Origin of the sequence: Streptomyces sp. NBC_01390 (assembly GCF_045040105.1) — a bacterium.
Lineage (GTDB): Bacteria > Actinomycetota > Actinomycetes > Streptomycetales > Streptomycetaceae > Streptomyces.
This window is the reverse complement of sequence record NZ_CP109551.1, coordinates 8,550,606-8,576,233: the sequence shown is the minus strand read 5'-3', so window position 1 is coordinate 8,576,233 and position 25,628 is coordinate 8,550,606. Positions and strand designations below refer to the sequence as shown.

General features: G+C 71.4%; 22 protein-coding genes. 11 read left to right on the top strand and 11 right to left on the bottom strand.

Annotated features, from left to right (window positions below):
* Window positions 1–14: 14 nt before the first annotated feature.
* Both OG241_RS38710 and OG241_RS38705 read right to left on the bottom strand, forming a co-directional pair.
* Window positions 15–1,424: a sensor histidine kinase gene (locus OG241_RS38710; RefSeq protein WP_405822239.1), complete on the bottom strand. Its 1,410-nt coding sequence runs from the start codon at window positions 1,422–1,424 to the stop codon at window positions 15–17.
* The gene (locus OG241_RS38705) at window positions 1,421–2,086 is read right to left on the bottom strand and encodes a response regulator transcription factor (protein WP_405822237.1); all 666 of its coding nucleotides are present in this window, start codon (window positions 2,084–2,086) and stop codon (window positions 1,421–1,423) included. The genes OG241_RS38710 and OG241_RS38705 overlap by 4 nt, the downstream gene beginning before the upstream one ends.
* Before the next feature lie 135 nt (window positions 2,087–2,221).
* On the opposite strand from OG241_RS38705, the gene OG241_RS38700 reads away from it, so the two are divergent.
* A complete protein-coding gene (locus OG241_RS38700) occupies window positions 2,222–2,854 on the top strand; it encodes a PepSY domain-containing protein (protein ID WP_405822235.1) in 633 nt (210 codons plus the stop codon).
* A 35-nt stretch (window positions 2,855–2,889) separates the two neighbouring features.
* On the opposite strand, the gene OG241_RS38695 is transcribed toward OG241_RS38700, so the two are convergent.
* The 3 genes from OG241_RS38695 to OG241_RS38685 all read right to left on the bottom strand — a co-directional run bounded on the left by OG241_RS38695 (window position 2,890) and on the right by OG241_RS38685 (window position 6,528).
* Window positions 2,890–4,110 (bottom strand): MFS transporter, encoded by a 1,221-nt coding sequence (locus OG241_RS38695; RefSeq protein ID WP_405822233.1) that lies wholly within the window; start codon window positions 4,108–4,110, stop codon window positions 2,890–2,892.
* Window positions 4,111–4,319: 209 nt separating this feature from the next.
* Window positions 4,320–5,276, bottom strand: a complete 957-nt coding sequence (gene meaB, locus OG241_RS38690) for a methylmalonyl Co-A mutase-associated GTPase MeaB (protein WP_405822231.1) — start codon at window positions 5,274–5,276, stop codon at window positions 4,320–4,322.
* Window positions 5,277–5,325: 49 nt separating this feature from the next.
* Window positions 5,326–6,528 (bottom strand): acetyl-CoA C-acetyltransferase, encoded by a 1,203-nt coding sequence (locus tag OG241_RS38685; RefSeq protein WP_405822229.1) that lies wholly within the window; start codon window positions 6,526–6,528, stop codon window positions 5,326–5,328.
* 149 nt (window positions 6,529–6,677) lie between these two features.
* Between OG241_RS38685 and mce the strand changes: the two genes are divergently transcribed.
* The 7 genes from mce (at window position 6,678) to OG241_RS38650 (ending at window position 16,626) form a co-directional block, all read left to right on the top strand.
* A complete protein-coding gene (gene mce, locus OG241_RS38680; protein ID WP_405822228.1) occupies window positions 6,678–7,118 on the top strand; it encodes a methylmalonyl-CoA epimerase in 441 nt (146 codons plus the stop codon).
* A 243-nt stretch (window positions 7,119–7,361) separates the two neighbouring features.
* Window positions 7,362–11,210: a polarized growth protein Scy gene (gene scy, locus OG241_RS38675; RefSeq protein WP_405822226.1), complete on the top strand. Its 3,849-nt coding sequence runs from the start codon at window positions 7,362–7,364 to the stop codon at window positions 11,208–11,210.
* 218 nt (window positions 11,211–11,428) lie between these two features.
* Window positions 11,429–12,367: a cellulose-binding protein gene (locus OG241_RS38670; protein ID WP_319098089.1), complete on the top strand. Its 939-nt coding sequence runs from the start codon at window positions 11,429–11,431 to the stop codon at window positions 12,365–12,367.
* A gap of 251 nt (window positions 12,368–12,618) precedes the next feature.
* Window positions 12,619–13,626, top strand: a complete 1,008-nt coding sequence (locus OG241_RS38665; protein WP_405822224.1) for an ABC transporter ATP-binding protein — start codon at window positions 12,619–12,621, stop codon at window positions 13,624–13,626.
* The gene (locus OG241_RS38660) at window positions 13,623–14,393 is read left to right on the top strand and encodes an ABC transporter permease (protein ID WP_405822222.1); all 771 of its coding nucleotides are present in this window, start codon (window positions 13,623–13,625) and stop codon (window positions 14,391–14,393) included. Before OG241_RS38665 ends, OG241_RS38660 begins: the two co-directional genes overlap by 4 nt.
* A gap of 143 nt (window positions 14,394–14,536) precedes the next feature.
* Window positions 14,537–15,766 carry an ABC transporter ATP-binding protein gene (locus tag OG241_RS38655; protein ID WP_405822220.1) on the top strand — a complete coding sequence of 410 codons (1,230 nt, stop codon included), beginning with the start codon at window positions 14,537–14,539 and terminating at the stop codon, window positions 15,764–15,766.
* Window positions 15,763–16,626 carry an ABC transporter permease gene (locus tag OG241_RS38650; RefSeq protein WP_405822218.1) on the top strand — a complete coding sequence of 288 codons (864 nt, stop codon included), beginning with the start codon at window positions 15,763–15,765 and terminating at the stop codon, window positions 16,624–16,626. The genes OG241_RS38655 and OG241_RS38650 overlap by 4 nt, the downstream gene beginning before the upstream one ends.
* 87 nt (window positions 16,627–16,713) lie before the next feature.
* Here the strand turns inward: OG241_RS38650 and OG241_RS38645 are convergent, their stop codons facing one another.
* Window positions 16,714–17,049 (bottom strand): ATP/GTP-binding protein, encoded by a 336-nt coding sequence (locus tag OG241_RS38645; protein ID WP_319098097.1) that lies wholly within the window; start codon window positions 17,047–17,049, stop codon window positions 16,714–16,716.
* Window positions 17,050–17,361: 312 nt separating this feature from the next.
* Between OG241_RS38645 and OG241_RS38640 the strand changes: the two genes are divergently transcribed.
* Complete coding sequence (locus tag OG241_RS38640) at window positions 17,362–18,390, top strand: LLM class flavin-dependent oxidoreductase (protein WP_405822215.1); 1,029 nt, start codon at window positions 17,362–17,364, stop codon at window positions 18,388–18,390.
* An 89-nt stretch (window positions 18,391–18,479) separates the two neighbouring features.
* Here the strand turns inward: OG241_RS38640 and OG241_RS38635 are convergent, their stop codons facing one another.
* A complete protein-coding gene (locus tag OG241_RS38635) occupies window positions 18,480–18,872 on the bottom strand; it encodes an SCO5389 family protein (RefSeq protein WP_006381684.1) in 393 nt (130 codons plus the stop codon).
* A gap of 298 nt (window positions 18,873–19,170) precedes the next feature.
* Here OG241_RS38635 and nucS point away from each other — a divergent pair, with 298 nt between their 5' ends.
* Window positions 19,171–19,842: an endonuclease NucS gene (gene nucS / locus OG241_RS38630; RefSeq protein WP_319098100.1), complete on the top strand. Its 672-nt coding sequence runs from the start codon at window positions 19,171–19,173 to the stop codon at window positions 19,840–19,842.
* A 100-nt stretch (window positions 19,843–19,942) separates the two neighbouring features.
* On the opposite strand, the gene OG241_RS38625 is transcribed toward nucS, so the two are convergent.
* The 3 genes from OG241_RS38625 to OG241_RS38615 all read right to left on the bottom strand — a co-directional run bounded on the left by OG241_RS38625 (window position 19,943) and on the right by OG241_RS38615 (window position 24,208).
* Window positions 19,943–22,582, bottom strand: a complete 2,640-nt coding sequence (locus OG241_RS38625; RefSeq protein WP_405822213.1) for an ATP-binding protein — start codon at window positions 22,580–22,582, stop codon at window positions 19,943–19,945.
* A gap of 221 nt (window positions 22,583–22,803) precedes the next feature.
* Entirely contained in the window at window positions 22,804–23,127 is a 324-nt protein-coding gene (locus OG241_RS38620) for an STAS domain-containing protein (protein ID WP_006382151.1), read from the bottom strand.
* Window positions 23,128–23,359: 232 nt separating this feature from the next.
* On the bottom strand, window positions 23,360–24,208 hold the full coding sequence (locus tag OG241_RS38615) for a 3-hydroxyacyl-CoA dehydrogenase family protein (RefSeq protein ID WP_405822211.1): 849 nt from the start codon (window positions 24,206–24,208) through the stop codon (window positions 23,360–23,362).
* Between the two features lie 200 nt (window positions 24,209–24,408).
* Here OG241_RS38615 and OG241_RS38610 point away from each other — a divergent pair, with 200 nt between their 5' ends.
* A complete protein-coding gene (locus tag OG241_RS38610; RefSeq protein ID WP_405822209.1) occupies window positions 24,409–24,981 on the top strand; it encodes a cob(I)yrinic acid a,c-diamide adenosyltransferase in 573 nt (190 codons plus the stop codon).
* Here the strand turns inward: OG241_RS38610 and OG241_RS38605 are convergent.
* Window positions 24,898–25,527, bottom strand: a complete 630-nt coding sequence (locus OG241_RS38605; protein WP_405822207.1) for a hypothetical protein — start codon at window positions 25,525–25,527, stop codon at window positions 24,898–24,900. The genes OG241_RS38610 and OG241_RS38605 overlap by 84 nt on opposite strands.
* Window positions 25,528–25,628: the final 101 nt, after the last annotated feature.

Genomic DNA, 25,628 nt, shown 5'->3' with positions numbered 1-25,628 from the left:
GCGCATCCGGCAGATCAAGTGACAGGCAGGCGGAGCTCGAACAGGGCTCCGCCTGTCGCCGCTTCACCCACGGTCAGTGTGCCGCCGTGCCGTACGGCGACGTCCCGGGCGATGGCGAGTCCCAGGCCGGCGCCCCCGTCGTCGCGGCTGCGGGCGGCGTCGAGCCGTACGAACCGCTCGAACACCCGCTCCCGGTCCGCCTCGGGCACCCCGTCCCCGTCGTCGGCGACCTCGACCACGGCCCGCGCTCCCTCCCGCCGTACGGACACCGTGACCGCCGACCGGGCGTGCCGTTGCGCGTTGTCCAACAGGTTGGCGACCAGCCGCCCCAACTGCCCCCGGGATCCGGCCACTTCCACCCTCTCCACGCCGACCGTCAGTCCTGCCCGCCCTTCCGCCTGCTCCCGGACCAGTTCCGCGAGGTCGAAGCGCGCGTCGGCGGGCCGCTCCCCCGCGTCCAGCCGGGCGAGCAGCAGCAGGTCGGCGGCGAGGCGCTGCAGCCGTACGGTGTCCTCGACCGCGCCCTCGACGTCCAGCAACTCCGGGTGTGCGGAGCCGACTTCGAGCTGGGTGCGCAGGGAGGCGATGGGGCTGCGCAGTTCGTGGGAGGCGTCGGCGACGAACCGGCGCTGGCGTTCCACGGAGGTCTCCAGGGCGGCCAGGGTCTCGTTGGTGGTCCGGGCGAGCCTGGCCACCTCGTCATGGGTGTCCGGCACGGGGACGCGGCGGGCGAGGTCCTGGGAGGCTGTGATCGCGGCCATCTCGGCCCGGATGCCCTCGACCGGGCGCAGCGCGCGCCGGGTGACCAGCCAGGTGACGCCCGCGACGACACCGAGGAGCAGCGGGAATCCGATCAGCATGACGGTCAACGCGGTGCTGACGGCGCTCTGTTCGGCGGAGAGCGGCGCTCCCGCGTACACGGTGAGCGTGCCGCTGTCGTCGACCTCGACCCGTACGGCCGCGAACCGGTAGTCGGCCTCGTCGCCCTCGACGGTCGCGGATCCGTCGGTGAAGGAGACGTCGTCGTCGATCTCGCCGGGCGAGAGGGAGCCGTCGTCATCGTCGCCCCCGGCCCCGCTGTCGCCATAGCCGCCGCCCGCAGGCACCTTCGGCGTCACCGCCGCCACACCCGTGCCGCTGATCCGCTCCAGGTCCTCACTGGCCGCGACCAGCCGCCCGGACGCGTCGACGACCTGGACGGGCCGGTCGTCGGCGTCGAGCGACAGCGTGTCGTACGCCGTCCCGGCCGCGAGGTCGGCGGCGACCGCCCGCGCGGTCCGCTCGGCCTGCGTACCGGCCTGACCGCTGAGGTTGGACCACAGGGAGAGCAGTACGGCGGTCCCGGCGGCGACCAGTGCGACCGCGACGACGACGGTGGCGCCGAGGGTCGCCCGGGCCCGTACGGAGCCGAGCGCGCGTCTCACCGCGGCACCTCCAGCCGGTAGCCGGCGCCGCGCACGGTCCGGATCAGCGGGGCTCCGAGCTTCCGGCGCAGTGTGCTGACGTAGACCTCGACGATGTTCGGGTCGCCGTCGAACGCGAAGTCCCAGACGTGCTCCAGGATCCGCGCCTTGGACACCACCTCGCCGGCCCGCACGACGAGTTGCTCCAGGACGGCGAACTCCTTTGCCGTGAGGGTGACTTCGCATCCGCCGACGTGGACAAGGTGGGCCGCGGTGTCGACCCTCAGCTCGCCGACCACATGGACGGGCGAGGCCCCCGCAGGCCCGCTCCGGCGCAGCAGCGCCTTCACTCGGGCGACCAGGACGACGTAGGAGAAGGGCTTGGTCAGATAGTCGTCGGCGCCGGTGTCCAGGCCCTCCGCCTCGTCGTACTCGCCGTCCTTGGCGGTGAGCATCAGGATCGGTACGTCGTGCCCGGCGGCGCGCAGGGCCGCGCAGACGCGGTAGCCGTTGAGGCCGGGCAGCATGATGTCGAGGATCACCAGGTCGTACGGCGTCTCGGTGGCCCGGTGCAGGCCCTCGCGGCCGTCGTGGACGACGTCCACGGCGTATCCCTCGGCCGTCAGGCCCTTGGCGAGCGACAGGGCCAGTCGCTTCTCGTCCTCGACGATCAACAGACGCATGCGTACAGCGTCGCAAACCGAAGCTGAAGGCGCCTTCAGGTGGCTTCAGGCCTTCTTCAGCCACCGTCGGGCAGCTTGGTCCTCGTCATCGAAGCGAGCGAATCGCCACGAACCGAGCCAAGAGGCAGGAACCCCATGAAGCGGAACATCGTCATCGCCACCCTCACCGCCGCCGCCCTGGCCGGTGGCACCGTCGTGGCCTTCGCGGCGAACGACGACGGGACGGCGGCGCGGCCGGGGACGGGTACGACCGTGCGGGTCGTCACCGACCGGGACGACGACGCGGACGACCGGAGCGACGCCGCCGAGGACCGTACGGGCGTTCGCGTCGGCGGTGTCTCCGCAGCCGAGGCCGTCGCCGTCGCGCTGCGGCACACCCCGGGCACCGCCGTCTCCGCCGAACTGGAGGACGACGGCGCCGACGCCGGCGCGTGGAGCGTGGACGTCGTGCGGGGCGACGGCACCGAGTACGGCGTGGACGTGTCCGGCGCCGGGAAGGTGCTGGGCGCGCACCGCGACGACGAGGGTGACGACGACAACGACAGCGAGGACCGCGCCGAGTCGGCCGCCCTGAAGGGCGCGAGGTTCGACGCCCACGAGGCCGCCCTCGTCGCCGCCACGAAGGGCACGGTCACCGAGGTCGACGCGGACGACGACAGCGGTGCCGTGGCCTGGAACGTGGAGACGGTGAAGGCCGGTACGACGAGCGAGTGGAGGGTGGCGCTCGACACGGGGAAGATCACGCGGGTCCAGTCCGACGAGGACTGAGGAGCGGGCTGGGGGTGCCGGTCGGCGTTAGAGGGTCACTCACGAATCGGACCGTAAACGGGCGGGCGGGTGGGAAACAAACTGCTCACCAGCGCCAGCACCACCACCCCGGTCAGCGCGAAGCAGACGCCCACTGGCAGGTGCCCCGCGACAACTCCCGCCCCGGCGGAGCCGATCGTGCTGCCTGCGTTGGTCGCCGTGTTGACCCATGCCCCGGCCCGGACACGCGCCTCGGGTGCCACCGTCTCGTCGGCGATGAGATACGCGGTGGTGATGGCCGGGGACACGAAGACCCCGGCGACCGTCATGGCGACGGCGAGGGTGCCCAGGCCGGGGGCGAGTCCCGCGCCGAGGAGTGCCAGACCCAGGCCGACCGCCATGAGGGTGAGCCGGGTCCGGGCCGGCCAGGACCACGCCACGGCCCCGTTGAGCAGCCCCCCGACGGCGCTTCCGGTGGACAGCGCGGCCAGGACCCAGGCCGCGCCGGCCGCGCCGTGGCCGTGCTGCCCGGCGAACACCACGACCAGGAGGTCGAGGGAGCCGAGCCCGAGTCCGACACCCGCGGCGGCGCCGACCGGACCCCGGATGCGGCCCAGCACCCGCCTGTCGCCGCCTGTCCCCCGGCTGGCCCCGCGCACCGCGGGACGCATCCCCCGTAGCGCCGGCGAGGTCACGAAACCGGCGGTGCCCGCCGCCATCAGGGCCGCCCCGACGACGATGCCGACGGCCGGCACGGTGAACCCGGCGAGGACGCCCACCAACAACGGCCCTGAGACGAACAGCAGTTCCTCGGCGACACCGTCGAGGCTGTACGCCCGCTGCAGCAGCAGCCGGTCCTCGGCGATGGTGCTCCACACGGCCCGCATGGTCGGCCCGAGCGGCGGTACACAGGCGCCCGCGAGGGCGGTGAGGGAGCCCAGCACGGCCGCCGGCGCACCCGGGCGCCAGACGGCCGCCGTCAGCAGCCCGAGCGCGGTGAGGTGGGCGAACAGCAGGGGGACGAGCGCCCGGCGCGGCCCGTACCGGTCGATGAGGGCGGCCCTGGCGGGCGCCAGGAGGACGACGGTGGCGCCGAAGAGCGCCATCGCGGCGCCGGCCACGGCGTAGGAGCCGGAGGCCCGGGTGACGGCGAGCATCACGGACAGGGGGACGACGCCGTAGGACAGCCTGCCGAGCAGGGCGGTGGCGAAGGTGCGGCGGGCGTACGGGATACGCAGGACGGCGGCATAGGAAGGCCGCGTCGAGGTCGCGGACATGCGAAGTTCCTCTGGGAGGCGGCGCCTTGGGCAAGCGCCGTGGCAGAAAGGGACGCCGGATCACCACCTCGACCGCGCCGCGTGTGCGGGCCGGTCTCGGTGGTGTGGGGCGGCACCTATGCCAAGAGGAGGAACATGCCGGTCAACGTATCAGCGTGGCCCGGGAGTCGACCACGGCCACCGCGAAATCCCGCCCGCCCGCGGTCACTTCACTTCTCCGTCAGGCCCGCGACCAGTTCGTCCGCCGCACGGTACGGGTCCAGCTCACCCGCCACGATCCGCTCCGCCAGGGCGCTCAGGCGCCGGTCGCCGTGGAGGTCGCCGATGCGTTCGCGGAGGGTCGTGACGGCGATCGTCTCGACCTCGTGTGACGCGCGGGCGCGGCGGCGCTCGGCGAGGACGCCGTGCTCCTCCATCCACGCGCGGTGCTTCTCCAGGGCCTCCACCAGCTCGTCGACGCCCTCTTCCCTGGAGGCGACCGTCTTCACGATCGGGGGACGCCAGTCGCCGGGCGCCCTGGACGCGCCGAGGCCGAGCATGTGGTTCAGCTCGCGGGCGGTGGAGTCCGCGCCGTCCCGGTCCGCCTTGTTGACGACGTACACATCGCCGATCTCCAGGATCCCCGCCTTGGCCGCCTGGACGCCGTCGCCCATCCCGGGGGCGAGGAGCACCACGCTGGTGTCGGCCTGCGCGGCGATCTCGACCTCGGACTGGCCCACGCCCACGGTCTCGACCAGGATCACGTCGCAGCCCGCCGCGTCCAGGACGCGGATCGCCTGCGGGGCCGCCCAGGCCAGTCCGCCGAGGTGGCCGCGGGTCGCCATCGAGCGGATGTAGACGCCCGGGTCCGACGCGTGGTCCGACATCCGCACCCGGTCGCCGAGCAGCGCGCCGCCGGAGAACGGCGACGAAGGGTCGACGGCGAGCACGCCGACCCGCCTGCCCTGGCGCCGGTACGCCGTCACCAGCGCCGAGGTCGACGTCGACTTGCCCACGCCCGGTGATCCGGTGAGGCCGACCACGTAGGCGTTGCCCGCCAGCGGGGCCAGCGCGGCCATCACCTCGCGGAGTTGTTCGGACGCCCCCTCGACCAGGGAGATCAGCCGGGCCACGGCCCGCGGCCGGCCTTCCCTGGCCTGCGCGACCAGTGTGGGGACGTCCTCCATCACAACTCCGTTCCGATCCCGGCCGTACGGCCGGCCCGCTCGCGACCGCTTACGCCTTGGGTACCCGCACGATCAGCGCGTCACCCTGGCCGCCGCCCCCGCACAGGGCCGCCGCGCCGACGCCGCCGCCGCGCCGCTTCAGTTCCAGGGCGAGGTGCAGGACGAGCCGGGCGCCGGACATGCCGATCGGGTGGCCCAGGGCGATGGCGCCACCGTTGACGTTCACCCGATCCGTGGAGACCCCGAGGTCCTTGATTGACTGGATCGAGACGGCCGCGAAGGCCTCGTTGATCTCGATCAGGTCAAGATCCTCGACGCCCAGGCCCTCCTTCTTGAGGGCGTGCAGGATGGCGTTGGAGGGCTGGGAGTGGAGGGAGTTGTCCGGGCCCGCCACATTGCCGTGGGCGCCGATCTCCGCGATCCACTCCAGACCGAGTTCCTCGGCCTTCGCCCTGCTCATGACCACCACGGCCGCCGCGCCGTCCGAGATCGGCGACGACGTGCCCGCCGTGATCGTGCCGTCCTTCTTGAACGCCGGGCGCAGCTTGCCGAGCGACTCGGCCGTCGTGTCCGCCCGGATGCCCTCGTCCTGGCTGAAAACGATCGGTTCGCCCTTGCGCTGCGGGATCTCGACCGGCGTGATCTCCGCCTCGAACACGCCGTTCTTCTGGGCCGCCGCCGCGCGCTGGTGGGAGAGGGCGCCGATCTGGTCCTGCTCGGGGCGCAGGATGCCCAGGCGGGTGTTGTGGTTCTCCGTCGACTCGCCCATGGCGATGTTCTCGAAGGCGTCGGTGAGACCGTCGTACGCCATCGCGTCGAGCATCTCGATCGCGCCGTACTTGTAGCCCTCACGGGACTTGGGGAGCAGGTGGGGGGCGTTCGTCATCGATTCCTGGCCACCGGCCACGACGATGTCGAACTCGCCGGCGCGAATCAGCTGGTCGGCGAGCGCGATGGCGTCCAGGCCCGACAGACACACCTTGTTGACGGTCAGCGCCGGGACGCTCATCGGGATGCCGGCCTTGACCGCCGCCTGGCGGGCCGGGATCTGGCCCGCACCGGCCTGGAGGACCTGGCCCATGATCACGTACTGCACCTGGTCGCCACCGATCCCCGCACGGTCGAGGGCGGCCTTGATCGCGAAACCGCCGAGGTCGGCTCCGGAGAAGGTCTTCAGCGAGCCCAGCAACCGTCCCATGGGCGTGCGCGCGCCCGCAACGATCACCGAGGTACTGCTGTTCGTTCCTGACATGAGGTGCGATCCCCTTTCAGCTGGAGAGCTGAGGAGTGTGTGAACGAGGGTTTACTTGAATGTACTGAGCGGTAGCCCCTCCGTCATCGGGCCGTCAGTGTGATGGCGCGCACGTTGCGTAACCACCTCGGGCGCGCTGCACTAACACCATGTTGACGCGAATCGACCACATCGGGATCGCCTGCTTCGACCTCGACGCGACCGTCGAGTTCTACCGGGCCACATACGGCTTCGAGGTGTTCCACTCCGAGGTCAACGAGGAGCAGGGCGTCCGCGAGGCCATGCTGAAGATCAACGACACGGGCGACGGCGGTGCCTCCTACCTCCAGCTCCTGGAGCCGACCCGCGAGGACTCGGCCGTGGGCAAGTGGCTGGCCAAGAACGGGGAGGGAGTGCACCACATCGCTTTCGGTACGGCAGATGTGGATGCCGAGTCAGCGGACATCCGCGAGAAGGGCGTACGCGTTCTGTACGAGGAGCCACGGCGCGGCTCCATGGGGTCGCGGATCACCTTCCTGCACCCGAAGGATTGCCACGGAGTACTGACAGAACTGGTCACTTCGGCGCCTGTTGAGTCACCTGAGCACTGACCCTCGTACATATGGGCCGGTAGGGTTGGGGACGGCCGCTGCCGTGTAGTCGGGAAGCGGCCCGGGTCCTGGTGTGTTGCGGTGCGGGATCCGAGGGCCGGGGTACAGGTTTCGGGGGCCGAGGGTGAGGGCGGGAGTCCGTGCTTCGCCGTTGATCTGACACCATTCCCCGGGAGCCCCGTTCGGCGGATGGACGTGGCTCGTTCGGAGAAGGTTGCGACCAGGGACGGATGGGACCGCGCAGTGCGGGGCTACGAACGCCAGGAGCGAGAGCCGGCGGCTGACGTCGACCACCTCTCTCGGTTCGAGGCCGAGATGGAGCGGCTGAAGACCGAGCGGGAAAAGGCGATTCAGCACGCCGAGGACCTCGGCTACCAGGTCGAGGTGCTGCGCGCCAAGCTTCACGAGGCGCGCCGAACCCTCATGTCCCGGCCCGCCTATGACGGCGGCGACATCGGGTATCAGGCCGAGCAGTTGCTTCGCAACGCCCAGATCCAGGCGGATCAGCTCCGCCAGGACGCCGAGCGCGAGATGTCGCAGGCGCGCGCCCAGACCCAGCGCATCCTGCAGGAGCACGCCGAGCAGGCGGCACGTCTGCAGGCCGAGCTGCACCAGGAGGCGGTCACCCGTCGCCAGCAGCTCGACCAGGAGCTGTCCGAGCGGCGCCAGACCGTCGAGTCGCACGTCAACGAGAACGTGGCGTGGGCCGAGCAGCTGCGGGCCCGCAGCGAGTCCCAGGCGCGCCGACTCGTCGACGAGTCGCGGGCGGAGGCCGAGCAGGCGCTGGCCGCCGCGCGCGCCGAGGCCGAGCGGGTCGCGAACGAGGCCAGGCAGCGGCTGCAGAGCGAGGGCGAGTCCGCCCGCGCGGAGGCCGACCAGCTGCTGCGCCGTGCACGCGCCGAGGCCGAGCGGCTCCTGAACAGCGCGACCTCCGAGGCGCGCGAGGCCGCCGACCACGCCGAGCAGCTGCGCAGCTCCACGGCGACCGAGTCGGACAGCGCCCGCCGGCAGGCCACCGAGCTGAGCCGGGCCGCCGAGCAGCGGATGCAGGAGGCCGAGGCCGCGCTGCGCGAGGCACGCGCCGAGGCGGAGAAGGTCGTCACCGAGGCGAAGGAGTCCGCCGCCAAGACGACCTCCAGCGCCGAGTCCGCCAACGAACAGCGCACCCGTACGGCGAAGGAGCAGGTCGCCCGGCTGGTCACCGAGGCCAGCCAGGAGGCCGAGGCCACCAAGGCGGCCGCCGAGGAGGCCGTCGCCGACGCCAAGGCGAAGGCCGAGAAGATCGTCGCCGAGGCCGAGGAGACCGCCCGCAGTCTCACCGCCGAGGAGACCGCCTCCCAGCTCGCCAAGGCGGCCCGCACTGCCGAGGACGTCCTGAACAAGGCGTCCGAGGAAGCGAAGTCGACCACCAAGGCTGCCACTGAGGAGGCCGAGCGCATTCGCGCCGAGGCCGAGGCCGAGGCGGACCGGCTGCGCGCCGAGGCGCACGACATCGCCGAGCAGCTCAAGGGCACGGCGAAGGACGACACCAAGGAGTACCGCGCCAAGACGGTCGAGCTCCAGGAGGAGGCCCGGCGGCTGCGCGGCGAGGCCGAGCAGCTGCGCGCCGACGCGGTCGCCGAGGGCGAGCGCATCCGCGCGGAGGCCCGCCGTGAGGCCGTCCAGCAGATCGAGGAGGCGGCCAGGACCGCCGAGGACCTGCTCGCCAAGGCGAAGGCGGACGCGGACGAGCTGCGTCAGATCGCTCAGACGGACAGCGAGAAGGTCCGTACGGAGGCCATCGAGCGCGCGACGACCCTGCGCCGGCAGGCCGAGGAGACGCTGGAGCGCACCCGCAAGGAGGCCGAGCGGCACCGCGCGGAGGCCGTCGAGCAGGCCGAGGGCATCGCGGCGGGCGCCGAGCAGGCCGCGCGCGAGCTGCGCGAGGAGACCGAGCGGGCCATAGAGACGCGCCGCGACGAGGCGTCCGCCGAGCTCACCCGGCTGCACACGGAGGCCGAGGACCGCCTCACCGCCGCCGAGCAGGCGCTCACCGACGCCCGCGCGGAGGCCGACCGGGTCCGCCGCGAGGGGTCCGAGGAGGCGGAACGGCTGCGTTCCGAGGCGGCCGAGCGCGTCCGCAGCCTCCAGGCGCAGGCCGACGCGGAGATCCAGCGGCTGCGCGACGAGGCCGCGGCGGACGCGTCGGCGTCCCGGGCGGAGGGCGAGGCCATCGCCGTACGCCTGCGGTCCGAGGCGGTGGCCGAGGCCGAGCGGCTGAAGTCGGAGGCCCAGGACACCGCCGACCGGGTACGGACGGAGGCGCAGGCCGCCGCCGAGCGGCTGGCGACGGAGGCGTCGGAGACGCTGGCCGCCGCGCAGGAGGAGGCCGCCCGGCGTCGCCGCGAGGCCGAGGAGACCCTCGGTTCCGCCCGCCAGGAGGCCGACCAGGAGCGTGAGCGGGCCCGCGAGCAGAGCGAGGAGCTGCTGGCGTCGGCGCGCAGGCGCGTGGAGGACGCCCAGGCGGAGGCCGTACGGCTGGTCGAGGAGGCGGACCGGCGGGCCAACGAGATGGTGTCGGCCGCCGAACAGCACGCCCAGCAGGTGCGGGAGTCGGTGTCCGGGCTGCACGAGCAGGCCCAGGAGGAGATCCAGGGGCTGCGCTCCGCCGCCGAGCATGTCGCCGAGCGGATGCGCCGCGAGGCGCAGGAGGAGTCGGACCGGGTCCGCGCGGACGCCTACTCCGAGCGGGAGCGGGCCTCCGAGGACGCGAGCCGGGTGCGGCGCGAGGCGGCGGAGGCGTCGGAGCACGCCAAGTCGCTCGCCGAGCGCACGGTGGGCGACGCCATCGCCGAGGCGGAGCGGCTGCGTCAGGACGCCGCCGCGCACGCCCAGCGGGTGCGTACGGAGGCGTCGGACACCATCGCGGGCGCCGAGCAGGACGCGGCGCGCAGCCGTGCGGAGGCCCGCGAGGACGCGAACCGGATCCGTTCGGACGCGGCGACGCAGGCGGACACGCTGATCACCGAGGTGACGGCGGAGGCGGAGCGGCTCACCGAGGAGACCAACGCCGAGGCGGAGCGGGTCCGGGCCGAGTCCGTGGCCACGGCCGAGCAGCTGGTCTCGGAGGCGACCGGGGAAGCGGAGCGGCTGCGGGCCGAGGCCGCCGACACGGTCGGTTCGGCGCAGCTGCACGCGGAGCGCGTCCGGGCCGAGGCGGAGCGGGTCAAGGCCGAGGCGGCGGCGGAGGCCGACCGGCTCATGTCGACCGCACGCGACGAGGCCGACAGCACGCTGGACGAGGCCCGCAAGGAGGCCAACAAGCGGCGCTCCGAGGCGGCCGAGCAGGTCGACACCCTCATCACGGAGACGGCCGCCGAGGTCGACAAGCTGCTGTCGGAGTCGCAGCAGGCCGCGCAGAAGACGACCGCGGAGGCGGAGGCGCAGGCCGACTCGATGGTGGGCGCGGCCCGCACCGAGGCCGAGCGACTGGTGGGACAGGCGACCGCGCGGGGCAACTCGACGGTGGAGAAGGCCCGTGCGGACGCGGACGAGCTGCTTGTCGGCGCACGCCGGGACGCCACCGCCATAAGGGAGCGCGCGGAGGAGCTGCGCGACCGCATCACGGCCGAGATCGAGAGCCTGCACGAGCGGGCCCGCCGTGAGGCCGCCGAGACCATGAGGTCCACCGGCGACCGCTGCGACGCGCTGATCACGGCCGCCGAGGAGCAGCTCGCCAAGGCTGAGGCGAAGGCCAGGGACCTGGTCTCGGAGGCCAACTCCGAGGCGGGCAAGGTCCGCATCGCCGCCGTCAAGAAGGCCGAGGGGCTCCTGAAGGAGGCCGAGCAGAAGAAGTCCTCGCTGATCCGGGAGGCCGAGGAGCTGCGGGCCGAGGCGATCCGCGAGGCGAAGGCCACGGTCGAGGAGGGCAAGCGCGAGCTCGAGATCCTCGTCCGGCGCCGCGAGGACATTCAGGCGGAGATCTCCCGTGTCCAGGACGTCCTGGAAGCGTTGGAGTCTTTTGAGGCCCCGTCGGCGAACAAGGACGGCGGTGTCAAGGCGGGCGCTGCCGTCGGCGTAACTCGATCGGGTGGCAAGTCGTCAGAGAGCTAGCACGGAGGGCCCGTTCAGGGTTAACGCGGAGGGGTCACTGTGTGCACTCTGTGGGGCTTTCTGGCGTCTTTGACCAATTCTTTGGCAAGCAGTCCGCCGGTTAGCCACTCAAAAGGGGTCTCATTCTCCATATCAATCGGGTGACTGCTCGATGACACGCCGCTTGGACCCCTAGGATTCCCCCTATCACCTCACCGGTCTCATTCGACAGGAACCCCATGAGCGACACTTCCCCCTACGGCTTCGAGCTTGTGCGGCGTGGGTACGACCGCGCTCAGGTGGACGAACGCATCTCGAAGCTCGTCTCCGACCGTGACAGCGCTCTGGCTCGCATCACTGCTCTGGAAAAGCGCATCGAGGAGCTCCACCTCGAAACGCAGAACGCCCAGGCCCAGGTGAGCGACGCAGAGCCGTCGTACGCCGGCCTCGGCGCGCGCGTCGAGAAGATCCTCCGTCTCGCCGAGGAGGAGGCGAAGGACCTGCGCGAGGAGGCCCGTCGCGCGGCCGAGCAGCACCGTGAGCTCGCCGAGTCGGCGGCCCAGCAGGTGCGCAACGACGCAGAATCGTTCGCTGCGGACCGCAAGTCCAAGGCGGAGGACGAGGGCGTCCGGATCGTCGAGAAGGCCAAGAGCGACGCCTCGCAGCTCCGCCAGGAGGCGACGAAGGACGCGCAGTCCAAGCGTGAGGAGGCGGACGCCCTCTTCGAGGAGACCCGCGCCAAGGCCGCCCAGGCCGCTGCGGACTTCGAGACGAACCTCGCCAAGCGCCGTGAGCAGTCGGAGCGCGACCTCGCGTCCCGTCAGGCCAAGGCCGAGAAGCGCCTCGCGGAGATCGAGCACCGCGCGGAGCAGCTCCGCCTGGAGGCCGAGAAGCTGCGCACGGACGCCGAGCGCCGCGCCCGCCAGACCGTCGAGACGGCCCAGCGCCAGGCCGAGGACATCGTGGCCGACGCGAACGCCAAGGCCGACCGGATCCGTTCGGAATCGGAGCGCGAGCTGGCGGCTCTCACCAACCGCCGCGACTCGATCAACGCCCAGCTGACGAACGTCCGCGAGATGCTCGCCACCCTGACAGGAGCCGCCGTCGCCGCCGCCGGCGCCCCGGTCACGGACGACGAGCCCATCACCCGCGGAGTCCCGGCCCAGCAGTCCCGGTAAGCAGGTAGGACAAGCGGTTCCTGAGGCCCGCATCCCTTCAAACGGGGGTGCGGGCCTCGGGGCTTCTTGGCGGTCACTTGCAGACAGGGGGCAAGGGCACATGCCTAGGGGCGCGGGGAACTGCGCGACAAGCCACGACGGCGCAGCACCCACCCACCGGCGACCACCCCCGGAAAATGTTGCCGCACACTTGATCCCCCGCCCGGCGAAGCCAACTGGCCGCGCCCGACACCCCCAACTAGCGTGGCCGCATGATCGAGCTAGAGGGGCTGACCAAGCGGTACGGCGAGAAGGTGGCGGTCAACCATCTGACGTTCACCGTCAGACCCGGCATCGTGACCGGCTTCCTCGGCCCCAACGGCGCCGGCAAGTCCACCACCATGCGGATGATGCTCGGCCTGGACCGCCCCACCGCGGGTGACGTCCGGATCGACGGTAAGCACTACGACCGCCTCAAGGACCCCCTCACCTACATCGGCGCCCTGCTCGACGCCAAGGCCATGCACGGCGGGCGCAGCGCCTTCAACCACCTCCTCTGTCTCGCACAGAGCAACGGCATCCCCCGCGCGCGCGTGCACGAGGTGCTCGACACCGTGGGTCTCACGTCGGTCGCCCGGAAGAAGGCCAAGGGGTTCTCCCTCGGCATGGGACAACGGCTCGGTATCGCGGGCGCGCTCCTCGGTGACCCGCGGATCCTGATGTTCGACGAGCCGGTCAACGGCCTCGACCCCGAGGGCATCCACTGGATCCGCAACCTGATGAAGTCGCTGGCCGGTCAGGGCCGGACGGTCTTCGTCTCCTCGCATCTCATGAGCGAGATGGCGCTGACCGCCGACCACCTGGTTGTCATCGGGCAGGGTCGGCTCCTCGCCGACACCTCCATGGCGGACTTCATCGAGCAGAACTCGCGTTCGTACGTCCGTATCCGCTCCCCTCAGCGCGAACGGCTGCTCGACGTCCTGTACGCCGCCGGGATCACCGCGGTGCAGGCCGGCGGCGAGACGCTCGAGGTGGACGGCGGCAAGGCCGAGCAGATCGGTGAGCTGGCCGCGCAGCACCACCTCGTACTGCACGAGCTGAGCCCCCAGCAGGCCTCCCTGGAGGAGGCGTTCATGCAGCTGACCGCCGAGTCCGTCGAGTACCACGCGCACTCCGACACCCCGGCCCTGACCGGCTTCCCGGCTGGTCCCCCACCCGGTCCCCCACCCGGTTCCCCGGCGGGGTCCTGGGGCGACGGCTGGCAGAAAGGACGGTCATGACGGCCGCTCAGGTCATCCGGTCCGAGTGGACCAAGATCAGGTCGGTGGCGTCCACGGTGTGGACGCTCGGTCTCGCGGCCGTGGTGACGATCGCGCTCGGCGCGCTGATCTCGCTGCTGTTCAAGAACCAGTGGAGCGACCTCAGCGAGAAGGACCGGCTCTCCTTCGACCCGACGTACACGAGTTTCGCGGGGATGAGTCTGGGACAGCTCGCGATGATCGTGTTCGGGGTTCTCGTCGTGTCGAACGAGTACAGCACCGGCATGATCCGCACCTCGCTGGCCGCCGTACCGCAGCGCGGCACGTTCCTCGCGAGCAAGCTCACGGTGGCGGCCGGGCTCGCCTTCGCGGTCGGCGTCGTCACCAGCTTCGCCGCGTTCTTCCTCGGACAGGCGATGCTGGGCGACCATTCGACGTCCATCGGTGATACCGGCGTGCTGCGCGCGGTCATCGGCGGGGCGCTCTACATGACGCTCATCGCCCTGTTCTCCATGGGTGTGGCCGCGATGCTGCGCAGTCCGATGCTGTCGCTCGGCGTCCTGATGCCGTTCTTCTTCCTGATCTCCAACATCCTGGGCGCCGTGTCGGCGACGAAGAAGGTCGCCCGCTATCTGCCCGACCAGGCCGGCAGCAAGATCATGCAGGTGGTCACCCCGATCGACGACAGCACTCCGTACGGCCCCTGGGGCGGGCTCGCGATCATGGTGGGGTGGGTCGCGGTGGCCCTGCTGGGCGGCTATCTGCTGCTGCGGGAGCGGGACGCCTGAGCCGGTGGCCCCGCATCGCCTCGCGCGGTCATGGACCCGACATTTTTAATACTCCTTGGGGGGAACCGTCAGCGCCCGGATAAGCTCCTAACCCTTACGGGGGCTTGTGCCCCGCTGTCCTGAATTTTCGATGGGTGCGGAGCATGATCGAGGCAGTCGGCCTGACGAAGCGCTACGGCGACAAGACGGCCGTGTACAACCTTTCCTTCCAGGTGCGGCCGGGTTCCGTCACCGGCTTCCTCGGCCCGAACGGGTCGGGCAAGTCGACGACGATGAGGATGATCCTCGGCCTGGACCAGCCCACCTCGGGCCAGGTGACGATCGGTGGCTTCCCTTACCGCAAGCTGCCCAACGCCCCCCGGCAGGTCGGCGCGCTGCTCGACGCCAAGGCCGTGCACGGCGGCCGGTCCGCCCGTAGCCACCTGCTATGCCTGGCGCAGCTGTCGGGCATCCCGGCGCGGCGCGTGGACGAGGTGCTGGGCGTCGTCGGACTGCAGGACGTGGCCCGTAAGCGCTCCAAGGGCTTCTCGCTCGGCATGGGACAGCGGCTCGGTATCGCCGCCGCACTGCTCGGCGACCCCCAGGTACTGCTCTTCGACGAGCCGGTCAACGGCCTCGACCCCGAGGGCATCCTCTGGGTGCGCAACCTGATGAAGGCGCTCGCGGCGGAGGGGCGGACCGTGTTCGTCTCCTCCCACCTGATGAGCGAGATGGCGCTGACCGCCGACCACCTCATCGTGATCGGGCGCGGACAGCTGCTCTCCGACATGAGCGTCAGGGACTTCATCTCCACCAACTCGGCCGACTTCGCGCGCGTGCGCACCCCGGACACCGAGCCGCAGCAGCGCGAGAAGCTGACGGCCGCTCTGACCGAGGCGGGCGGCCAGGTGCTGCCCGAGCCGGACGGCGGGCTGCGCGTGACCGGGCTGCCGCTGCCCCGCATCAGCGACCTCGCGCACGGCGCCGACGTACGTCTGTGGGAGCTGTCGCCGCACCAGGCGTCGCTGGAGGAGGCGTACATGCGGATGACGCAGGGCGCCGTCGACTACCGCTCGACCGTCGACCAGAAGGCCGGGCTGCATCAACTGCCGCCGCCGGGCTCGGAGCCGCCGGTGCAGATGCCGGTCCCGGGGCTGGGCCAGCCGGGCTGGTACGCCCCGCCGCCGCCCCAGCAGGGCGGTCAGCCGCCGTTCGGGGACCCCGGTCAGCACAACCGGCCCGGACAGCCCGCAGGGCCGTACGGCGCTCCTGGTGGCCCCGGCGCTCCCGTCGGGGGCCACGCGAACCCGTACGCGCAGCCCGCCGCCGCTCCTCAGCAGGCGCCCGCCGCTGCCGCCGCTCCCGCCCTGACCAAGCCCGAGGACGCCCGATGAGCACGCCCCAGCAGCCCCCGACGCAAGCGGTGCAGCCGCAGGCCGCGCCCAACTGGCAGGCGGCGCCCGGCACTTCGTACGCCGCCTACACCTCGCCGATCCCGGTCACGCCCACGCACCTCGGTCATGCCCTCGCCTCCGAGTGGACGAAGATCAAGTCGGTGCGTTCCACGATCTGGACGCTCGGGGTCTTCCTGCTCCTCGTCATCGGCATCGGTCTGCTGGTCGCCGTACAGACGACCGAGGAGGACTTCGGGGAGGTGCCCTACACCATCCCCGCGTTCTTCGGGCTGGTCCTCGGGCAGATCTGCCTGATCACCCTGGGCGTGCTGGTCATCTCGTCGGAGTACGGCACGGGCATGATCCGTACGACGTTCACCGCCTCGCCGCAGCGCCACCGGGTGCTCGCCGCCAAGCTGATCATCTTCTTCGCCGTCGCGTTCGTCGTGTCCGCGTTCGCGATCGGTTTCGTCGGGCTGGTGACCGAGTCGATGCACAACACCGGCGAGGGCAGGGCGTGGGGCGGCACGGTCGTCAAGGGCGCGCTGTACGTCTCGCTGCTCGGGGTGCTGGCCCTCGCGGTCGGCTCGATGCTGCGTCACTCGGCGGGCGCGATCACCGCGATGCTGGGGCTCGTCCTCGTGCCGGCGATCCTGCCCGCGTTCCTGATGCTGTCGGCGAGCATGCAGACGATCGGCGAGAAGATGCTGGAGTACAACGCCCCCAATTCCCTCGCCAAGATCTTCGGGATCGGCGAGGGGAACGGCAGCGGAGGCGGCGCCCAGCTCGGTCTGCTCGCCGGGGTGACCGTCGCGGCGATCATCGGCGCCTTCGTGCTGCTCGACCGCCGGGACGTGTGATTCACCCGGACGCGTGAACTGCCCGGACTGCTGGGCGAGTTCGGAAACCCGACCAGAACCTCAGCCGGACACCCGACCGGACCTCGGTCAGAACCTCGGCGAGTTACGGGACCGCTGCACCCGCGTGGTGCGGCGGTCCTTCGCGTTCCAGCACGCCTTGTGCCAGTGCCGGCGGTCGTCCACGCCCGCGTGCTCGGCCCACGCCACGACGTGCGGGACGCCGGACGGGATCAGCTGGTCGCAGCCGGGGCAGCGGTACGTCTTGCCCTGGGCGCTGGCTCCCGCCACGTGCCGGACGTTCCAGTTCTCGCCCTGCCAGCTCTCCGAGGACTGGAAGCCGCCGTAGCGGCCGGAGTCGTCCCCGTCGGCACTCCGGCCGGACGAGCCGCCGGGGCCTTGGGGGCGGTTGCGACGCGGGGACACAGGACACCTCACGGAGCGGGTCAGGGAGCACGGATGCTCTCCAGCCTACGCGGCGCGATCCTGGGTAGATGTAAGTAACCACCTCCGTACCACTCCCCTCGAACACTCTCGAACTCCCGCCCGAATCGTGTCGTCGACTCTCGGGCCGCTTCGAGGCAGACCCCCGCCGGACCGCAGGAAGCTCCCCACCCGGCCGCCCGATTCTGCAGACAATCCGCCAATCTCTCCGCCAAGCCGTGACTTCGGCACGTGTCGCACGGTTATGCCGTGCGGGGGAGCTCCGTGTCGGGGCCTAGGAAGCAGGAAAGAGCAATGCGCGTAGGAAGTTTTGTGCTGGCGGCCCAGTTCCCGGGCCAGGGCCAGGGGGAGGCGCTGCACCGGGCGGTCCGGTCCGCCGAGGTCGCCGAGGAGGCGGGTCTCGACACGGTCTGGCTGGCGGAGCACCACTTCGTCCCGTACGGCACCTGCCCGTCCGCGACGACCCTGGCCGCCCTGCTGCTGGGCCGCACCCGGCGCATCCGGGTCGGTACGGCGGTGAGCGTGCTGCCCACCACCCACCCCGTGGCGCTCGGCGAACAGGCGGCGCTGCTGCATCTGACGTCCGGCGGACGGTTCACGCTCGGCGTGGGGCGCGGCGGGCCCTGGGTCGACCTGGAGGTGTTCGGGACGGGCCTCGAGGCGTACGAGGAGGCGTTCCCGGAATCACTCGATCTGCTGGTCCGCTGGCTGCGTGAACCGTCCGTGTCGGCGGACGGCGACCGGTTCAGGTTCCGCCAGGTGCCCGTCGTACCGAGCCCGTCGGAGGCGCTGACGGAGACGCCGGGGCCGGAGGTCGTCGTCGCCTGCACCTCGCCGTCGAGCGTGCGGCTGGCCGCCGAGCGCGGTCTGCCGATGCTGCTCGGGATGCACATCGGGGACGAGGAGAAGGCCGAGATGGTCGCGCTGTGGCGGCGGTTCGCGCGTACGGCGGGGCGTCCGGTGGACGAGATCCGGGGCGCCGCCCATGTGTCGGCCGGCATCTGCCAGATCACGGACCGGCGTACGGACGCGGTCGAGACCCTGATGAAGGCGATGCCGGGCTGGCTGCGACAGGGGCTGGAAGCACATGTCACGGTGGATGGCCGGGAGCGTTCGATGCGGGACCCGGTGGCGTACACCGAACTCCTCTGCGGACTGCACCCGGTGGGCACGGCGAGGCTGTGCGCCGACCGGCTGGCGGCGACCTCCGAACGGACGGGCATCTCGCGCTTCGCCCTGCTGGTCGAGGGCTCCGGCGACCTGGCGGCCACGGAGGAGAACGTACGGCGGCTGGGCACCGAAGTGCTCACCCAGCTGCGCTGACGCGCTCGAGCACACTGCCCCAGGGAGCTTGCCGCCCCGTACAGAAACACCTCCCGCGTACGGAGCGGCAAGCCGTTGCGCCCTCAGTCTCAGCAGTCCCGGAATTCCGGGGACTGGTTCAGCAACTGACTGCGTACCGAGGTGAAGCGGGCCAGCTTGACGTCCACCGAGGAGTCCAGCGGGAACACCGCCACCCGGTGGCAGTTCTGGAAGGCCAGCCGCACACCGAAGTGCCGCTGCAGCGCGCCGCGTATCGCGTCACTCGCCAGCGCACGCAGCAGCTGGCCACGTGCCTGCTCGTCCGGCGGCGGCGTCTGGTTGTCGGCGAAGTCTCCGCCGTCCACCTTCAGCTGGGCCACCAGGGAGCTGATCATCTCCCATGCGTAGGGCAGGGAGGTCCGGACGCAGTCGACGAATTCAGCTTCGTCGACCTCGCCTCGCTCGGCCTGTTCGAGTAGGGCCGGTGAGACGTCGAGCGACATGAGTTCTCCTCTCGCACCCCCGGGTCACGGGGGTTGCCTGACAGGGAAAGAGAGCCCGCGACACCGAGCACGCTCCGTACACGCATCGCGACCTCCCGTTTACTACGGTAGGCAACGGGCCGTGACCGCACCAGGAAAACGCGGATACAGGACCGGTCAGAACCTTCCGCGTAGGCACACAATCAGCCAACAACGAACAGTTGCCTCTGGCATGTGCGGTGGGCCCACCGAGCGCGGGCCGGCACTGTGAGGTGGGCGAATCGCGTGGACCACCGCCCGTCGAGTAGCGTTGCCGACCATGCGTCTCGTCATTGCGCGCTGTTCCGTGGACTACGCGGGCCGGCTCACCGCTCATCTCCCGTCGGCCCCCCGTCTCATCCTGGTCAAGGCTGACGGCAGCGTCTCGATCCACGCGGACGACCGCGCCTACAAGCCTCTCAACTGGATGTCTCCGCCCTGCACGTTGAAGGAGGGGACCGGAGAAGAGGAGGGGATCTGGACCGTCATCAACAAGGCGGGCGAGAAGCTCATCATCACGATGGAGGAGATTCTTCACGACTCCTCGCACGAACTGGGTGTGGATCCCGGCCTGATCAAGGACGGCGTGGAAGCGCACCTCCAGGAACTCCTCGCCGACCGCATCGACACCCTCGGCGACGGCTACACCCTCATCCGCCGCGAGTACATGACGGCCATCGGCCCGGTCGACATCCTGTGCCGGGACGGCGAGGGCGCGACGGTCGCCGTCGAGATCAAGCGGCGCGGCGAGATCGACGGCGTGGAGCAACTCACGCGCTATCTGGAGCTGTTGAACCGCGACCCGCACCTCGCTCCGGTGCGCGGCATCTTCGCCGCCCAGGAGATCAAGCCCCAGGCCCGCGTCCTCGCCACGGACCGGGGCATCGGCTGCGCGGTCCTCGACTACAACGCCCTGCGCGGCATCGAGGACGACAAACTCCGGCTGTTCTGACGCGGGTTCACTGCGTGCGGCTCAGCTGCGCGGCTTGGCGGTACGAGAAGGGGGGCGGGTCCGTCGACAACGGACCCGCCCCCCTTCGTCGTGCTGCCTGTCAGATCACCGGCGCCGTACCGGCCGTCGACGCGGGTGCGGTGGTGTCGGCCGGGGCGCTCGCCGGATCACTCGCCACAACCGACTGGACGGGGCTGGAGGCCGGGCCGCTCGCCGTGTCGCTGGTGCCCGGGGTGGACGGCGACGCCGTCGGGCTGTCGGTCGGCCCGCTAGGGGACGCTGTCGGCGACCCCGAGCCGGACGGTGACGCCGACGGGGAGGTCGACGTCGACGGCTTGGAGGTGGGCGTCGCCGACGGAGTCGCGGACGGCGTGGACGGCGTGCTCCCGCCCCCTGTGCTGCCGCCTCCCGGCGTCTTCGTCCCCGTCGGGTCGTCCGACGGGGTGTCGCCGTCCGTGGGTGGCGGCGTCGGGTCGTCCGAGGTGCCCATCGTCCCGTCGGGACCCGGGTCGGTCGGGCGGCTGGTGGCCGTACCGGTGTCGCCGTTGCTGTCACCGCCGCCGTTGTCGGCCTTGTCGGCGCCCAGGCTGTCGTCGTCGCTGCCCGCGCTGGCGGACGGGTTGACGCCCACCTGGTCGGACGGCGTGTCACCCGGGCTCGAGGTCGCGCCGAGTGTCACCACCGTGCCGAGCACGGCCGCGAGCAGGGCGCCCGCGCCGACCGCCACGATGTTGCGCCGGGCACTGCCCACGAGCCGCTGGACGCCCGAGACCTTGTGCGCCCCGCCGCCACCGGACCGGGACGCGATCACGGTCGGCGCGAAGTCACCGCCCCCGTAGCCGGAACCAGAACCGGAAGCCGAACCGGAACCCGTGCCCGAGGACTGCAGCGGCGGGTAACCGGCGGCCCCGAAGACCGCCGGGACGCCACCGGCCGGCGACGCCGACTCCTCGTACCGCGCGTCCGGCACCTCCTCGCCCGCCGTGGAACCCGGGCCGGAACCGAGGCCGGGGGTGTCACCGGCCCGGTCGGCGACCAGGGTGAGGGCGCGGCGGCCGGCGACCGTGCCGCGCTTGTCGGCGACGGCGCCGCGCAGGCCGATGGCGGCCTCCAGCTCCGTACGGGCCTGGTCGAGCTGTTCGCCGCAGAGCGCGAGGATGCCCAATTCGTGGTGGAAATAGGCCTGTTCCGAGACCTCCCCGGCGAGCCCGGCGGCCTCGGCGCCAAGGTGCAGGACGTGTTCCCAGGCGCTCCAGTACAGGCCGGTCGCGAAGGCGGGCGCCGCCGTGCGGGCCAGCTGCACGGCCGTGCTCTCCTCGCCCTCCCCCGGCGGCACGGTCTCGGGGACGAGGACGGCGAGCGCGGCGATCAGGGCGTCGGCCTCGGCGCTCACCCGCTCGGGGGTCACGGACGGGTGCCCTGCCCACCAGGCGTAGTGCTGGGCGGCGGTGAACGCCCGCTCCAGGGCGCCCTCGCCGTATCCGGCGGCCTCCAGCTGGGTCCGCACCCCGGCGGCGAGCCGGTAGTGGGAGCCGACCGGGGACACCAGGGCGCAGCCGAGCAGCTCCCCGAGGGCGGCGTCCGCGTGGGTGTCGCCGACGAGCGCGGGCAGATGGGCCTGGTGGGGCACCTCACCGCCGAGCGCGACGGCGAACCGCAGGGTGTCCCGCGCGGACGCGCTGAGCCGGGACGCGAGCAGCGGCGCGGGTGCGGCACCCTCGGCGAGCGAGGGCAGCGGTACGTCGTCCTCGTCGCCGGAGTCGAACGGCGCCTCGACCGGGGTGTCGGCAGGGACGTCCTCGAAGACGCCGAACTCGTCGAAGGCGACGGCGCGGGCCCGCAGGCCGTCGCGCTGCCTGAGCAGGGCGCCGGCCTGGACGAACCGCAGAGGCAGACCCTCGGACTCGAACCAGAGGTCGCCGGCCCAGTTGGCCTCCTCCTCTGTGAGGACCCGGCCCACAGCCCGCTCAAGGAGTTCCAGGCCGCCGGCCCGGTCGAGGCCGTCGAGGAACAGCTCCTCGATCAGCGCGTCGGCGGACGGGGCGGGTACGTCGGGGGTGGCGCTGATCAGGAAGGCGCACTCGGGGGTCGCGTCGAGGAGTTCGTCGAGCGCGGCGCCGCCGAACTCCACGTCGTCGAGGACGACGACCGCGCCGGCCTCCCGGACGAGGGCGCGCAGTTCGTCCGGTTCCGGCCGGTACAGGGGCGCGCTGTAGACGGCGTAGAACAGGTCGTAGAGCAGGTCGGTCTGGGTCCGGTGGAGGCCGGTGAGGCGGACCACACCGTCGGGTGCGAGGTCGGCGCAGTCGGCGGCCACGGCGTCGAGAAGCGTGGTGCGGCCGGAGCCGGCCGGGCCGGTGAGGCGTACGGAACGGCCGCGGGCCAGCAGCCGCACCAGCCGTTCGCGCTCGCCGTCGCGCTCCAGGAGCGGCAGTTCGGGCCGCGCGGGCCCGGGCGGTACGGGTGGCCGCGCGGCGCGGGTGATCTCGGCGCGCTCGGCCGCCGTGAGCTTGACGGGCCGCCCGGGCCGTTCACCGGGCGGGCAGATCTCTATCTCGCTGCCGTCGACCGGGTTGACGGTGAGCAGGTAGTCACCCGAGACGAGCTGCGCCGTGCGGGCGAGCGCCGGCGTGTGCTGGCCGAAGTCGGATGTGAGGGCGTCGCGAGGCGGGCGCTGACGCGGCGTGCTGCCGTCGGCGTCATGGCCGTACTCCTCGGAGCCCTGGTTGTTCGGGTCCATAGGTTCAAGCCCCCCAAAAGCGTCGTGTGCGGGTCGACGGGACCCGGGCCCCTCCCGGCCTTGCTGCACACTGCGCTGTCGCTTCTGGTCCGGGCCCGCTCGTGGGATGTCAGGCAGCGGGCGACCGAACCCTAAACCTTCGCACAGTATCTATGACAGGCCGGGGTACCGCGCCGTCCGAGACGTCACAGTGTCGTGAGGATTGTGCGCGAAGCGCGTTTTCACACTCTGGGCAGCGACTCCACCCCGATGCCACCCTCGATCGCGAGGATCCGGTGCAGCCGGGTGGCCACCAGCAAACGTTGCATCTGCGGTGGTACGTCGCGCAGCACCAGCCGCCGACCGCACCGCCCGCACCGCCGGTGGGCTCCCATGATCACCCCGAGCCCGGTGGCGTCCCAGGAGTCCAGCTCGGACAGGTCCAGCACGAGATCGCCGACGCCTGTGTCGACGGCCGTGTGCAGGACCGTACGGGCGTCCGCCGCGCTGCGGACGTCGAGGCGGCCCCCGACGACCAGCTCGGCGTGGTCGCCCCTGATGTACATATGCGCTCCCGTGAGTGCGTGTGTCGTGCTCCGCGTCGGTAGGTGATGCAACGTCTGACTGCCTTTGGGGCGGTCAGGTTGCCGTCTGTGAGCGAACCGATACTCAATTCACCCCACAGGGTGATACCCCAGGGGTTCGTGCGGTTTCCGTACCTGTTGACTACGTGCGGTACTGCTGGGCGGCGATACGGCTCGTCGCTTCTCAGTACTGCCCGGTACTCCTCAGTGCTGCTCAGTGCTTGTAGAAGCCCTGCCCGCTCTTTCGGCCGATGTCACCGGCGTCAACCATCCGGCGCATCAGCTCCGGAGGAGCGAACTTCTCGTCCTGGGACTCGGTGTAGATGTTGCTCGTGGCGTGCAGCAGGATGTCGACCCCGGTGAGGTCGGCGGTGGCCAGCGGGCCCATGGCGTGCCCGAAGCCGAGCTTGCAGGCGAGGTCGATGTCCTCGGCGGTGGCGACACCGGACTCGTACAGCTTGGCCGCCTCGACGACGAGCGCCGAGATCAGCCGGGTCGTCACGAAGCCCGCGACATCCCGGTTGACGACGATGCAGGTCTTGCCGACCGACTCGGCGAACTCCCGCGTGGTGGCGAGGGTTTCGTCGCTCGTCTTGTAGCCGCGGACCAGCTCGCAGAGCTGCATCATCGGCACCGGCGAGAAGAAGTGCGCGCCGACCACCCGGTCCGGGCGGTCGGTGACGGCGGCGATCTTGGTGATCGGGATGGCGGAGGTGTTGGAGGCGAGCACGGCGTCGTCGCGCGCGATCTTGTCGAGCGCGCGGAAGATCTCGTGCTTGACCTCGAGCTTCTCGAACACGGCCTCGACGACGATGTCGGCGTCGCCGACCGCGTCCAGGTCGGTGGTCGCGGTGATCCGTCCGAGGGCGGCCTCGGCGTCGGCCGCGGTCAGTTTGCCCTTACCCACGAACCGGTCGTACGAGGATTTGATGCCGTCGGTGCCACGGGTGAGCGCTTCGTCGGTGACATCGCGCAGTACGACGTCCCAGCCCGCCTGGGCTGAGACCTGGGCAATGCCGGAACCCATCAGGCCGGCTCCGATGACGGCAAGCTTCCGTGCCACTGTGCGACTCCCCTGACGCGCTGTTTATGTGCTTCGTGCATTGGGCCTCTTCGGCGGACCCTAGCGCTCGTGAGGTGCTGTGTGACCGGTAAGTAATGCGCGTCACGTCTCATCTGGCGGACATCACACCGACGTGGCTCATTCGACTACACGTACGGCCTAGTTGAGCGGTCTCGGCAGGTCGTCACTACCCTGGCCGCATGGTCAATCTGACGCGCATCTACACCAGGACCGGCGACCAGGGCACCACCGCCCTCGGGGACATGAGCAGGGTCGCCAAGACCGATCTGCGCATCTCGGCGTACGCCGACGCCAACGAGGCGAACGCGGTGATCGGGACCGCGGTCGCGCTGGGCGGGCTGGAGGTGGAGGTCGTCAAGGTGCTGACCCGCGTGCAGAACGACCTGTTCGACGTGGGCGCGGATCTGGCGACGCCGGTCGCCGAGAACCCGGAGTTTCCTCCGCTGCGGGTCGAGCAGTCCTACGTCGACAAGCTGGAGGCGGACTGCGACCGGTTCCTCGAAGACCTCGAGAAACTGCGCTCGTTCATCCTGCCCGGCGGCACCCCGGGCGCGGCCCTGCTGCACCAGGCGTGCACGGTGGTACGCCGGGCCGAGCGCTCGACGTGGGCGGCGCTGGAGGTCCACGCGGAGGTGATGAACCCCCTCACCGCGACCTACCTGAACCGCCTATCGGACCTGCTCTTCATCCTTGCCCGCACGGCCAACAAGGAGGTCGGGGACGTGCTCTGGGTCCCGGGCGGGGAGCGCTGACCGCTTCTCGTAGCCGGCCGGCGCCTTCTTCGGCCAGATCGCGTAGGTCAGGGCGATCAGACCGTGGATGCCGGCCATCCGGAGCGCCGCCCACTGGGAGGACCGCAGGGACGACGTGTCGCCGTCGCCGACGTACCAGACGGCGCCCTGGAGCAGCGCGCACGCGACCGCGGCCATGACGACCGTGCGCAGCCACAGGCGGCCCTCGTGGCGGGCCCGCGCCATGCCGTACCGGGGCGGCTTCGGCGGGGGCGGGCCGCCGGCCAGCCGGTGGGCGGCGTGGCCGTCGAGCCAGCGGATCGTGTAGTGGCCGTACCCCACCGTGAAGCCGATGTAGATGGCGGCCAGGCCGTGTTCCCAGCCGGGTTCGGCGCCGTTCCTGAGGTCGATCGCCGTGACGACGAACAGCACGAGTTCCAGCAGGGGTTCGCAGAGCAGCAGCGCCACGCTGGTGCGGCGCCAGTGCAGCAGGTAACGGGCGGTCAGACCGAGCGCCAGCAGCACCCAGAAGCCGACCTCGCAGGCAACGATCAACGCGACGATCACGACTCGCTCCAATCCTGGGGAATCCCTTCTCCTCCCAGGCTCCCGGCGGGACGGGCCGGATTCGTCGTCGGCGGTGAGGAAGTCGCGGTACATCGAAAGAT

Excerpts from the sequence above, each read along its gene's own strand:
- OG241_RS38655 (WP_405822220.1), top strand. The coding sequence starts at position 14,537 with ATGATCGAGGCAGTCGGCCTGACGAAGCGCTACGGCGACAAGACGGCC.
- OG241_RS38705 (WP_405822237.1), bottom strand. The coding sequence starts at position 2,086 with ATGCGTCTGTTGATCGTCGAGGACGAGAAGCGACTGGCCCTGTCGCTC.
- OG241_RS38635 (WP_006381684.1), bottom strand. The coding sequence starts at position 18,872 with ATGTCGCTCGACGTCTCACCGGCCCTACTCGAACAGGCCGAGCGAGGC.
- OG241_RS38620 (WP_006382151.1), bottom strand. The coding sequence starts at position 23,127 with ATGTACATCAGGGGCGACCACGCCGAGCTGGTCGTCGGGGGCCGCCTC.
- OG241_RS38700 (WP_405822235.1), top strand. The coding sequence starts at position 2,222 with ATGAAGCGGAACATCGTCATCGCCACCCTCACCGCCGCCGCCCTGGCC.
- OG241_RS38695 (WP_405822233.1), bottom strand. The coding sequence starts at position 4,110 with ATGTCCGCGACCTCGACGCGGCCTTCCTATGCCGCCGTCCTGCGTATC.
- mce (WP_405822228.1), top strand. The coding sequence starts at position 6,678 with ATGTTGACGCGAATCGACCACATCGGGATCGCCTGCTTCGACCTCGAC.
- OG241_RS38640 (WP_405822215.1), top strand. The coding sequence starts at position 17,362 with ATGCGCGTAGGAAGTTTTGTGCTGGCGGCCCAGTTCCCGGGCCAGGGC.
- OG241_RS38685 (WP_405822229.1), bottom strand. The coding sequence starts at position 6,528 with ATGTCAGGAACGAACAGCAGTACCTCGGTGATCGTTGCGGGCGCGCGC.
- OG241_RS38610 (WP_405822209.1), top strand. The coding sequence starts at position 24,409 with ATGGTCAATCTGACGCGCATCTACACCAGGACCGGCGACCAGGGCACC.
- OG241_RS38665 (WP_405822224.1), top strand. The coding sequence starts at position 12,619 with ATGATCGAGCTAGAGGGGCTGACCAAGCGGTACGGCGAGAAGGTGGCG.
- OG241_RS38660 (WP_405822222.1), top strand. The coding sequence starts at position 13,623 with ATGACGGCCGCTCAGGTCATCCGGTCCGAGTGGACCAAGATCAGGTCG.
- OG241_RS38670 (WP_319098089.1), top strand. The coding sequence starts at position 11,429 with ATGAGCGACACTTCCCCCTACGGCTTCGAGCTTGTGCGGCGTGGGTAC.
- OG241_RS38625 (WP_405822213.1), bottom strand. The coding sequence starts at position 22,582 with ATGGACCCGAACAACCAGGGCTCCGAGGAGTACGGCCATGACGCCGAC.
- OG241_RS38650 (WP_405822218.1), top strand. The coding sequence starts at position 15,763 with ATGAGCACGCCCCAGCAGCCCCCGACGCAAGCGGTGCAGCCGCAGGCC.
- nucS (WP_319098100.1), top strand. The coding sequence starts at position 19,171 with ATGCGTCTCGTCATTGCGCGCTGTTCCGTGGACTACGCGGGCCGGCTC.
- meaB (WP_405822231.1), bottom strand. The coding sequence starts at position 5,276 with ATGGAGGACGTCCCCACACTGGTCGCGCAGGCCAGGGAAGGCCGGCCG.